This window comes from Planomonospora algeriensis (genome assembly GCF_977012225.1).
This window is the reverse complement of record NZ_CDRNDK010000530.1, coordinates 1-3,897: the sequence shown is the minus strand read 5'-3', so window position 1 is coordinate 3,897 and position 3,897 is coordinate 1. Positions and strand designations below refer to the sequence as shown.

2 protein-coding genes are annotated in these 3,897 nt (G+C 69.2%); both read left to right on the top strand.

Annotated features, from left to right (window positions below; all coding sequences use genetic code 11):
* Positions 1-2,403 (top strand): transglycosylase domain-containing protein (locus tag ACWJ6R_RS31805; RefSeq protein WP_449065763.1); only part of this gene is annotated, 2,403 nt, incomplete at its 5' end.
* Positions 2,403-3,728, top strand: coding sequence for a glycosyltransferase family 87 protein (locus tag ACWJ6R_RS31800; protein WP_449065762.1), 1,326 nt, complete (start codon positions 2,403-2,405; stop codon positions 3,726-3,728). The genes ACWJ6R_RS31805 and ACWJ6R_RS31800, both read left to right, overlap by 1 nt.
* Positions 3,729-3,897: the final 169 nt, after the last annotated feature.

The following is a 3,897-nucleotide window of genomic DNA, read 5'->3' as shown; positions in this document are numbered from 1 at the left end:
GGCGGCAGGGGCCGTCGGGGCCGGGGCGGACGCGGCTCAGGCGGACCGGGAGGCTCCGGCGGGCCGGGCGGACCGGGCGGGCCTGAGGACCCTTCGGCGGAGGACAAGCCCGGACGCAAGGGCTGGAGGCGCTTCATCCCGAGCTGGAAGATCGTGCTGGCGAGCTTCACGATCCTCACCGCGGGTGTCTTCGGCATGATCGCCGTGGCCTACGCCAACACCCCCATCCCCGACCTGCCCAAGGACGACGTGAACGACCGGGGCAGCGTCATCTACTACCGGGACGGCAAGACCCGGATCGCCACGATCGGTGTCAAGCGCACCCCGGTGGAGTACAAGCAGATCCCCCGGCACGTCCAGGACGCGGTGATCGCCGTGGAGAACCGCAGCTTCCGCGAGGACAGCGGCATCGACTTCACCGGCATGGCCCGGGCGGTCTGGAGCACCGTCAGCGGCACCCAGATCCAGGGCGCCTCGACCATCACCCAGCAGTACGTCCGCGGCTACTACGAGGGCATCAGCAAGGACATCTCCCCCAAGCGGAAGATCACCGAGATCTTCGTCGCGGTCAAGGTCAACAAGCAGTTGTCCAAGGAGGAGATCCTCACCCGGTACCTCAACACCATCTACTTCGGCCGCGGCGCCAACGGCATCGAGGCGGCCGCGAAGGCGTTCTTCAAAAAGCACGTCTGGGAGCTGAGCGTGCCCGAGGCGGCCTACCTCGCGGGCCGCATCCAGAACCCGAGCCGGTTCGACACCCTGGAGCAGAGCGGCAACTTCGCCGCGACCAAGGAGCGCTACGAGTACGCGCTCAGCGGTATGAACCTGATGAACCCGGGGGCGTACGGCAAGTACGTCGGGGTGCCGTTCGAGAAGCTGAAGTTCGAGGAGGTCAAGCACTCCGAGGTCAACAAGGGCCTCAAGGGCTACATGCTCGAGATCGTGCGCCGCGAGCTCAAGGCGCGCGGCTTCGACGAGAAGCGGCTGGAGACCGGCGGGCTCCGGATCGTCACGACCTTCGACAAGGACATGATGATCGCCGCCAGGGATACGGTGAACGCCAGGACGAAGGGGCTCGACCCCACCATCCACGCCTCGGTGGCCTCCGTGGACCCCAGGAACGGCCGGGTGCTCGCCTTCTACAGCGGTGACGACTTCACCCAGGACTTCAACAACCGCGCGTTCGACTCCCTCAAGCAGGCCGCCTCGGCGTTCAAGCCGTACGTGCTCGCCGCCTGGCTGGAGGCGGGCCACTCCCTGGACAGCTACGTCGACGGCAAGAGCACCATCGAGATGCCCGGGACCAAGCCGATCAGCAACTCGGGCAAGCAGAACTTCGGCCCGATCAACATGGTCAAGGCCATGGCCAGCTCGGTGAACACGGTCTTCGTCCAGATGGGCAAGGAGGTCGGGCTGGAGAAGGTGGCCGAGGTCGCCAAGGCGGCCGGCGTCGGCGAGCGGGCGAAGACGCACCCGTCCTACGGCGGGAAGAACTCGGTCGACTGGTCGATGGAGAACCACAAGTACGCCATGACCATCGGCAGCGCCGCGGTCACCGCGGTCGAGCAGGCCGCCGGCTACTCGATCTTCGCCAACGAGGGCAAGCACGTGAAGTGGCACACCGTCCAGACGGTGACCGGCCCGGACGGGACCCTGCTCGCGGCGGAACTGAAGCGGCCCGAGCAGGTGATCAGCCCCGAGGCGGCGGCCGACGCGACCTTCGCCATGCAGGCCGTGGTCAAGGGCGGCACCGGCGGCGCCGCGAACCTGGGCGTGCGCCCGGTGGCCGGCAAGACCGGCACCAACAACGAGTACAAGGACGCCTGGTTCGTCGGCTTCACCCCGCAGCTGGTCACCGCGGTCGGCATGTCCAAGGACGTGCCCTACGACCGGCCGTGGGACAAGCCCGGACGCAAGAAGATCAAGGTCAACGAGTTCGGCCAGGTCGCCAACCCCGAGAAGTTCCAGGGTAAGACGATCTACTGGGACGAGGAGCCGATGCCCTCCTTCATCGGCGGCGGCGGCACCCCCACCCAGATCTGGCACGACTACATGGCCGCCGTGACCGCCAAGGACGAGGTCAAGCAGTTCCCGCCGAAGGCCGGGATCGGCAGCGTGAACAACCTGGCCACCCCGAAGCCGACGCCCACGCCGACCCCCACCATGGAGGGCGACGGCGACGGTGACGGCTGGCCGGGCGACGGCATGCCGGAGACGCCCGACGGGATGCGGTGCGCGCCGGGCGACTGGGCGTGCGAGACCGGAGCCGACGGCGGTCCCCCGGACATCGGGGACGGCGGCATCGGCGACGGCGGTGACGGCGGCTTCAACACGAACGTCGGCGGCACCCCGCCGGCGGTCACGCCGAAGCCGACACCGACGCCGAGCGGCCGGCGATCCTGATGGGCGTCCGGACGACGGAGGAGCCGCTGCCGGAGTCGCCGGCGAACTTCGGCGTGCGGGCGGCGCCGTACCTGCCCCTGGCCCTGTTCGCGGGGCTGGGGGCGGTCCTGGCCTACGTGTGGAAGTGGCCGTGCCGCTTCGGCGGGGCCTGGAACCACGGCACGCTCCAGTTCACGAACTTCTGCTACACCGACATCTATCCGCTGTGGTGGAACGAGAAGCTCAACGAGGGCATGGTCCCCTACGTCGACTTCCCGGTGGAGTATCCCGTCGGCATCGGGGCCATCATGGAGTTCTTCCGCCGGATCATCCCCGGCGACGCGAACACCACGGCGGCCGGGACGGTGTTCTACGACCTGACCGTGATCCTGATGGCGGTCTGCCTGGTCGTCGGCGTGCTGCTGATGGCGGCGCTGGCCGGTCCGGCCCGCCGCTGGGACGCGCTCTGGTACGCCCTGGCGCCCGCCCTGATCCTCACCGCGTACATCAACTGGGACCTGGCGGCCAACGCTCTGGCGCTCGGCGCGCTGCTCGCCTGGGCCAAGCGGCGGCAGTGGCTCGCGGGCGTCCTGCTGGGCCTGGCCATCGCCACGAAGTTCTACCCGCTGATGTTCCTCGGCCCGCTCTTCCTGCTGGCCTGGCGGACCGGCCGGTGGAAGCCGTTCCTGCAGACCGTCGGCGGTACGGCGGGCGCCTGGCTGGCCGTCAACGTCCCGGTGATGCTCTTCGCCTTCGAGGGCTGGAAGCGGTTCTACGTCTTCAGCGAGGAGCGGCCGGCCGACTGGGGCTCGCTCTGGTACTTCTTCAACCAGAAGCAGTGGCCGATCCTCGGCGATGCCGACCGGCTCGACACCCTGGGCGTGCTCTCGCTCGCCGCGTTCTGCGCGGCCATCGCGGTGCTGACGCTGACCGCCCGGGAACGGCCCCGGCTGATGCAGCTCTGCTTCCTCACGCTGGCCGCCTTCATGCTCACCAACAAGGTCTGGTCGCCGCAGTACGTGCTGTGGCTGATCCCCTTCGCGGTGCTGGCCCGGCCGAACTGGAAGCCGATCGCGCTCTGGATGGCCGCCGAGTGCTGGTACTTCTTCGCGATCTGGCTGTACCTCGTCGGGATCCAGGAGGGCAACGAGCACCTGGGCATCGCCGGTGACACCTACTTCACCGCCGTCTGGGGGCGCGCGATCACCATTCTGATCATGATGGCCTTCGTGGTGCGGGACATCCTCCGGCCGGACGGGGACGCGGTCCGCAGGGACGGGAGCGACGACGTCTCGGGCGGTGTATTCGACGGCGCCCCCGACCGGTTCCGGGTCGCCCTCACCTGACGCAGCAGGCACAGCGCCGACACCGCGAAGGAGGCCGGTGAGGCCGTGGGAGAGAACGCCGAGACCGCCCACACCGGGAACGGGGGCGAGGGCGAGACCGCCGAGACCGCCGGCGCCGTGAAGGGGGCCGCGAGGGCCGGGGGCGGGACCGCCCGGCGGCCGGGACGAG

Coding starts and splice junctions, on each gene's coding strand:
- ACWJ6R_RS31800 (WP_449065762.1), top strand. CDS start 2,403: ATGGGCGTCCGGACGACGGAGGAGCCGCTGCCGGAGTCGCCGGCGAAC.